Genomic DNA, 6,754 nt, shown 5'->3' on the forward strand with positions numbered 1-6,754 from the left:
AGGTCTAAGGCGTGTGCCGGCCGGCCCACACGGCCAGCTGAGCCCGCGACCGCAGTCCCAGCTTGGTCCGCGCGTGCGTGACATGTCGGGCGACGGTGTGGGGTGAGATCCCCAGCCGTTGCCCGATCTGCCGGTTCGTCAGCCCTTCCGCCACGAGCGTCGCGACGTGCAGCTCGCGTTCGGAGATCACCCCGTCGTCGTCCTCGGCGACGGGCCGCGCGGTCAGGGCGTAGGAAATGGCCTGGGGCAACGACATCCGCTCGCCGGTCGACTCGGCGGCGCGCAACCGTCCCGCGGCGACGCGCTCGCGGCACACGGCTCGGGCCTCGTCCAGCAACGCCTGCCAGTACGGCTCCGCGCGGAAGTCGTAGCGGGTGCGTACCACGGAAGCCGCTGTCAGCAACGACAACGCGCGTTCGTCGTCCGACCCGACGCCGACCAGTCCCAGAGCAAGGCCTTCGAGGTCGTAGAACTGGTCCATCGGGTGCTCGGAGCCGACCTCCAGCGACTCCCGGAACAGGTCCACCGCCTCGGGATAGCTCTTGCGCGCCAACGCGATCGCGCCCGCGGTGTGCAGGACGGGGTTGAGCAGGTGCGGCAGGCCGTGCAGCCGGACCAGCGTCAGCGACTCGCGCACCAGCGGCGCCGCCACGTCCGCCTCGCCGTGCTGCAGCACCGTCCAGCCGTAGGAGTTCAGCAGAAGGCCGCGGGCGAGCTGGTCGCCCGAGAACCGGAGCATCTCCACGGCCTCGTCGAAGTGCTGCCACGCCTGCTCGGGGTTGCCGGTGTGCGCTTCCGCGGACGCCAGCACCTCGATCGCGCGGGCCAGCGTGCCGGGACGGGACCCGTGGGCGCGTTCGATCTCCATGGACTCCTGGGCGAACCTGCGCGACACGTGCCAGCCGCCGCGCAACCGGTGGTGCATCGCGGCCAGCACGGTCAGCACGCTGCGGTACGGCGGCGGCATCGGCTGGGACAGGGCGCGGTGCAGGAGCTCGGTCGGAGCGCCACGAGGGCCGCGCGGCGTGGAGGTCCAGGCCGTGGCGACGATCGTCAGCGCGTGCCGGGACCAGTCGCCGACGTCCGCGGTGCGCGTGACGGCCAGCTCGACCAGGCCGATGTTGCGGTCCAGGCGCAGCACGACGGCCGGTGCCGGGAAGAACGACGAGATCTCGGGCTCCACGACCGAACACACCCAGTCGACCACGCGGTCGGCCACGAGTGTGATGTCGCCGCGCTCCGCCGCGCGTTCGTGGCAGTACAGCCGGATCGACTCCAGCTGCCGGAACGTGGTGGTGCCCGCGGCGCGTTCGGCGACCAGCAGCGACTTCTGCTCGAGGCTGGTCAGCAGGTCCAGCGCGTCCGGGACGTCGCACACCGTGCTCGCCACACCCAGGTCGAACGGCACGCCGAGCACCGCGAGACGACGGCAGGCGGACTGCTCCGCCTCGGACAGCAGGTCGTAGCTCCACCCGATCGCGGCGCGCAGCGTGCGGTGGCGGTCGTCGGTCGCGCGTGGGCCGGCCGTCAGCAACGCCAGCCGGTCACCGAGCCGCGCCACGATGTCGGCGGGGGAGAGGACCGTGATGCGCCGGGCGGCCAGTTCGATCGCCAGCGGCATGCCGTCGAGGGAGCGGCAGACCGCCACGACGTCCGCGACGTTCGAGGAGTCGATCTCGAACGAGCGGTCTACCGAGACGGCACGGTCACCAAACAGGAGCACCGCGTCGTAACGGAGGGCCTCGGTGAGGTTCGAGTTCAAGGGCGGCAGCTCCAGCTCGCCGAGCGCGAAAACCTGCTCGCCGGCCAGCCGCAGCGGCTCGCGGGACGTCACCAGCACGCGCAGCCGCGGGCAGCACGCCAGGAGCTCGGACACCACGTCGGCGACCTCTGCCAGCACGTGCTCGCAGTTGTCCAGCACGAGCAGCGGGCGCCGGTGCTGCTCGACCTCGGCGATCACCGCGTCGCGCACCGAGCGGTTCGGCAGCGGGTGCGCGCCGACGGAGTGGTAGACCGCCTGCACGACGTCGGACGCGGAGGCCAGCGCGGTCCACCACACCTGATCAGCGCGTTTGCCGACGTGCTGGACGGCGAGCCTGGTCTTGCCCGCCCCCGCCGGACCGACCAGCGACACCAGCCGGTGCTCCCCGGCGAGCCTCCCCAGCGCCGCCAGCTCCTCGCGACGGCCCACGAACGTGTCCAGCGGGGTCGGGACGGCCGAGCCGGTCGGGGATTCGTCACGGGCCGAGCTGCGTTCGCGATAGGCACGCTGACGACACGCGTTGGAGCAGTAGCGTCGTCCCGCGGCCGTGTCGGTGAGCGGGTTTCCACATGTCACACAGGCGGCATTGGCCGTCATGAGGAATGACCCTATCGGCGCGTAACGGCCCGTAACACCCGCTGTTTCGGGGTATTGATAGGTCCTTCAGACCGTGGACATGATCTCGCCAGGTGCCGCCGCCACCGATCCCGGGAGGTCCGGTCATGACCGCGCAGATCCGTCAGCCCAGCACATCGCTCGTGCCACCGCAGGACCGGCAGGTGGTGGACGAGTGGCTCGCCAGGATCACGGCCGTCGTCGGCAGGGACGCGAACGAGAACAGCCCGGAGGCCTGCCGCACCGCCGCGGAGGCCGCGGAGGAGCTGAGCGCGTACCTCTGGATGCTCCGCGCGCTGCGCCGCCGAACGGCCTAATCAGAGGGCCTTTTTCTGGCTCGATCAAGAGATACGCACTATCCCTGTGACCAGGGACGCAGTTCGGCAGATAGGGTGGGCTTGTTCCTGCCAGTCGAACGCAAGGAGACCGTCGTGACGGTTCGTGTAGGTGTCAATGGTTTCGGCCGGATCGGCCGCAACTTCTTCCGCGCGGTGCGTGCCGGCGGCCACGACATCGAGATCGTCGCGTTCAACGACCTCGGTGACGTCGCCACCATGGCCCACCTGCTGAAGTACGACAGCATTCTCGGTCGTCTGGACGCGGACGTGCAGGTCACCGACGAGGGCATCTCCGTCGACGGCAAGGTCATCAAGGCCCTGGCCGAGCGCGACCCCGGCAAGCTGCCGTGGAAGGACCTGGGCGTCGACGTCGTCGTCGAGTCCACCGGCTTCTTCACCGACGCCACCAAGGCCCGCGCGCACGTCGACGAGGGTGGCGCCAAGAAGGTCATCATCTCCGCGCCGGCCAAGAACGAGGACCTGACGGTCGTCATCGGCGCGAACGAGGACAAGTTCGACGGCTCGCAGACGATCATCTCGAACGCGTCCTGCACCACGAACTGCCTCGCGCCGCTGGCCAAGGTGCTGCACGACAGCTTCGGCATCGAGCAGGGCCTCATGACCACGATCCACGCGTACACGCAGGACCAGAACCTGCAGGACGCGCCGCACAGCGACCTGCGTCGTGCCCGCGCCGCCGCGCTGAACATCGTGCCGACCTCGACCGGTGCCGCGAAGGCCATCGGCCTGGTGCTGCCGGAGCTCAAGGGCAAGCTCGACGGTTACGCGCTGCGCGTGCCGATCCCCACCGGCTCGGCCACGGACCTGACGGTCACGCTCAAGCGCGAGGTCACCGTCGACGAGGTCAACGCCGCGTACAAGGCCGCCGCCGAGGGCCCGCTGGCCGGCATCCTGAAGTACTCGACGGACCCGATCGTGTCGGCCGACATCGTCACCGACGCGCACTCGTGCATCTACGACGCGCCGCTGACCAAGGTCATCGGCAACCAGGTCAAGGTCGTCGGCTGGTACGACAACGAGTGGGGCTACTCCAACCGCCTCGCGGACCTGGTCAAGCTCGTCGCGTCCAAGATCTGATCAGGGGCGAAAAGTCAGTGAAGACTCTCAGCGACCTGCTCGCCGAGGGTGTCGCGGGTCGGCGCGTCCTGGTGCGCGCCGACCTGAACGTCCCCCTCGACGGAGACAAGATCACCGACGACGGCCGCGTCCGCGCGTCGGTGCCGACGATCAAGGCACTGGCCGACGCGGGTGCCCGCGTGATCGTCACCGCTCACCTCGGCCGCCCCAAGGGCGAGCCGGACCCCCAGTTCTCCCTGGCCCCGGCCGCCGCTCGCCTCGGTGAGCTGCTCGGCACCGAGGTCGCGCTGGCGTCGGACCTGGTCGGCGAGTCCGCCAAGTCCGTGGTGGCCGCGCTGACCGACGGTGGCGTCGTGATGCTGGAGAACGTCCGCTTCGACGCCCGCGAGACCTCGAAGGTCGATGCTGAGCGCTCGGAGCTGGCTGCTGAGCTCGCCGCGTTCGCCGACGCGTTCGTGTCCGACGGCTTCGGTGTCGTGCACCGCAAGCAGGCCTCCGTGTACGACGTGGCGCAGAAGCTGCCCGCGTACGTCGGTGGTCTCGTCGAGGCCGAGCTCAGTGTTCTGAAGAAGCTCACCGACGACCTGGAGCGCCCGTACGTCGTGGTGCTGGGTGGCGCGAAGGTGTCCGACAAGCTCGGCGTCATCGCGAACCTGCTGTCGAAGGTCGACCGGCTGCTGATCGGCGGCGGCATGGCGTACACGTTCCTCAAGGCCCAAGGCCACGAGGTCGGCGGTTCGCTGCTGCAGGAAGACCAGCTGGACACCGTCCGCGGCTTCCTCGCCGAGGCCGAGAAGCGCGGCGTCGAGCTCGTGCTGCCGGTCGACGTGCTGGTCACCGACAAGTTCGGCAACCCGGAGCACACGATCGTGGCGACGGACGCCATCCCGGCCGACCAGATGGGCCTCGACATCGGTCCTTCGTCGCGTGAGCTGTTCGCGTCGAAGCTGGCCGACGCCAAGACCGTGTTCTGGAACGGCCCGATGGGCGTCTTCGAGCAGGAGGCCTACGCGGGTGGCACGCGTGCCGTCGCCGAGGCTCTCGTGAAGTCCGAGGCGTTCACCGTCGTCGGTGGTGGCGACTCCGCGGCCGCCGTGCGCGCGCTGGGTCTGCCCGAGGACGGTTTCTCGCACATCTCCACCGGTGGCGGTGCCTCTCTCGAGTTCCTCGAGGGCAAGGAACTGCCCGGCATCAGCGTTCTTGCCAAGAATGAAGGTGATCGCTGATGGCAGCCCGGCTCCCGCTCATCGCGGGCAACTGGAAGATGAACCTCAACCACCTCGAAGCGATCGGCCTCGTGCAGAAGATCGCCTTCTCCCTGCCGGAGAAGTACTTCGCCAAGGTCGAGGTGGCCGTCCTCCCGCCGTTCGTCGACATCCGCAGCATCCAGACGCTGGTCGACGGCGACAAGCTGCTGATCAAGTACGGCGCGCAGGACATCTCGCAGCACGACTCGGGCGCGTACACCGGCGAGGTGTCCGGCCCGATGCTCGCGAAGCTCGGCTGCCACTACGTGGTCGTCGGGCACTCCGAGCGCCGCGAGTACCACGGCGAGACGGACGCGCTGGTCAACGCGAAGGTTCGTGCCGCCCTGAAGTTCGAGGTCACGCCCATCTTCTGCTTCGGCGAGAAGCTGGACGTGCGCACGGCCGGCGGTCACCTGGAACTGGTTCGCCAGCAGCTCGAGGAGGGCCTGGCCGGCTTCTCCGCCGAGCAGGTCACCAAGATCGTGTTCGCCTACGAGCCCGTGTGGGCCATCGGCACCGGCAAGACCGCGTCGTCGGCCGACGCGCAGGAGGTGTGCTCGCTGGTCCGCTCGTTCGTGGCGGAGAAGTACGGCGAGGAGACCGCAGCAGTTGTTCGCGTGCTTTACGGCGGTTCCGTGAAGTCGTCGAACATCGGTGAGCTCATCGCGCAGAAGGACATCGACGGCGCCCTTGTCGGCGGCGCGAGCCTTCAGGCGGACGAATTCACCAAGCTGTGCGCTCTGGCTGCCGGCGGCCCTCTACCCTAAGTTGATCTGATTAACCCGCAGACCCAAGTGGTTGCACACGTTCGGCAGTCGAACAGGTACTCTATGGCGTCGGCTGCCTGTCAGTGAGGAAGAAATGGTCCTGTTCCTGCAGATCCTGTTGATCGTCTCCAGCGTGCTGCTGGTGCTGCTCGTGCTGCTGCACCGCGGTCGTGGTGGCGGCCTTTCTTCGCTGTTCGGCGGCGGTATGCAGTCGACTCTGTCCGGTTCCTCCGTCGTGGAGAAGAACCTCGACCGCCTGACGCTGTTCGTCGGCGCGGTCTGGGTCATCGCGATCGTGGGCATCGGACTGCTGATCAAGCTGCCCGGCGCGGGCAGCTGATCAACCGTTCAGCGGCAGAAGCCCTCAGGGGCTTGGGGTAACCACTTGGTGGGGGTGTAACGGTCGATGTCTGGTGGTAACGCGATTCGCGGTACCCGCGTCGGCGCAGGCCCGATGGGCGAGTCGGAGCGCGGCGAGTCCGCGCCCCGCCGTCGGGTGTCGTACTGGTGCGCGAACGGTCACGAGTCCCGGCCTTCCTTTGCGGTCGACGCCGAGGTGCCGGAGAACTGGGACTGTCCGCGTTGCGGCTTGCCCGCTGGGCGGGACGAGCAGACGCCACCCGCGCCTCCGCGCAACGAGCCGTACAAGACGCACCTTGCGTATGTGAAGGAGCGGCGGTCTGACGCTGATGGGGAGGCGATCCTCGAGGAGGCTCTCGCCAAGCTTCGGCGGCAGCGGGAAGAGCCGTAAGGCTTGTAGTTGTGTGAAAGGCCCCCATCTACTGCGGAGAGGGGGCCTTTTGCGTGTGCGCCTTCGGCGCTCGCGTGGGTTGCCGTCTCCCTGTTGGGTTGGCGGGTTCCTGTTTCGTGTTCGTAGGTGGGCGCGTGCCGTGCGTATCTGGCGGTTGCGTTCTGGGAGCTCTGCCC

7 protein-coding genes are annotated in these 6,754 nt (G+C 68.7%); 6 read left to right on the forward strand and 1 reads right to left on the reverse strand.

Going from position 1 to position 6,754, the window contains the following annotated elements; translation table 11 throughout:
* Window positions 1-4: 4 nt before the first annotated feature.
* Complete coding sequence (locus AB0M24_RS42550; RefSeq protein ID WP_363779903.1) at window positions 5-2,359, reverse strand: LuxR C-terminal-related transcriptional regulator; 2,355 nt, start codon at window positions 2,357-2,359, stop codon at window positions 5-7.
* Window positions 2,360-2,484: 125 nt separating this feature from the next.
* Between AB0M24_RS42550 and AB0M24_RS42555 the strand changes: the two genes are divergently transcribed.
* The 6 genes from AB0M24_RS42555 (at window position 2,485) to AB0M24_RS42580 (ending at window position 6,578) form a co-directional block, all read left to right on the forward strand.
* Window positions 2,485-2,694 carry a hypothetical protein gene (locus AB0M24_RS42555; protein ID WP_363779905.1) on the forward strand — a complete coding sequence of 70 codons (210 nt, stop codon included), beginning with the start codon at window positions 2,485-2,487 and terminating at the stop codon, window positions 2,692-2,694.
* A gap of 114 nt (window positions 2,695-2,808) precedes the next feature.
* Window positions 2,809-3,813, forward strand: coding sequence for a type I glyceraldehyde-3-phosphate dehydrogenase (gene gap, locus AB0M24_RS42560; RefSeq protein ID WP_167978256.1), 1,005 nt, complete (start codon window positions 2,809-2,811; stop codon window positions 3,811-3,813).
* 17 nt (window positions 3,814-3,830) lie between these two features.
* Window positions 3,831-5,039, forward strand: coding sequence for a phosphoglycerate kinase (locus tag AB0M24_RS42565; RefSeq protein ID WP_363779908.1), 1,209 nt, complete (start codon window positions 3,831-3,833; stop codon window positions 5,037-5,039).
* The gene (gene tpiA / locus AB0M24_RS42570; RefSeq protein WP_363779910.1) at window positions 5,039-5,827 is read left to right on the forward strand and encodes a triose-phosphate isomerase; all 789 of its coding nucleotides are present in this window, start codon (window positions 5,039-5,041) and stop codon (window positions 5,825-5,827) included. The genes AB0M24_RS42565 and tpiA overlap by 1 nt, the downstream gene beginning before the upstream one ends.
* 94 nt (window positions 5,828-5,921) lie before the next feature.
* The gene (gene secG / locus AB0M24_RS42575; RefSeq protein ID WP_363779912.1) at window positions 5,922-6,167 is read left to right on the forward strand and encodes a preprotein translocase subunit SecG; all 246 of its coding nucleotides are present in this window, start codon (window positions 5,922-5,924) and stop codon (window positions 6,165-6,167) included.
* Between the two features lie 66 nt (window positions 6,168-6,233).
* On the forward strand, window positions 6,234-6,578 hold the full coding sequence (locus AB0M24_RS42580; protein ID WP_030470277.1) for an RNA polymerase-binding protein RbpA: 345 nt from the start codon (window positions 6,234-6,236) through the stop codon (window positions 6,576-6,578).
* Window positions 6,579-6,754: the final 176 nt, after the last annotated feature.

It is taken from the genome of Lentzea sp. NPDC051838, from assembly GCF_040681245.1.
Classification (GTDB): Bacteria; Actinomycetota; Actinomycetes; order Mycobacteriales; family Pseudonocardiaceae; genus Lentzea.

Excerpts from the sequence above, each read along its gene's own strand:
- AB0M24_RS42550 (WP_363779903.1), bottom strand. The coding sequence starts at position 2,359 with ATGACGGCCAATGCCGCCTGTGTGACATGTGGAAACCCGCTCACCGAC.
- tpiA (WP_363779910.1), top strand. The coding sequence starts at position 5,039 with ATGGCAGCCCGGCTCCCGCTCATCGCGGGCAACTGGAAGATGAACCTC.
- AB0M24_RS42555 (WP_363779905.1), top strand. The coding sequence starts at position 2,485 with ATGACCGCGCAGATCCGTCAGCCCAGCACATCGCTCGTGCCACCGCAG.
- secG (WP_363779912.1), top strand. The coding sequence starts at position 5,922 with ATGGTCCTGTTCCTGCAGATCCTGTTGATCGTCTCCAGCGTGCTGCTG.
- AB0M24_RS42580 (WP_030470277.1), top strand. The coding sequence starts at position 6,234 with ATGTCTGGTGGTAACGCGATTCGCGGTACCCGCGTCGGCGCAGGCCCG.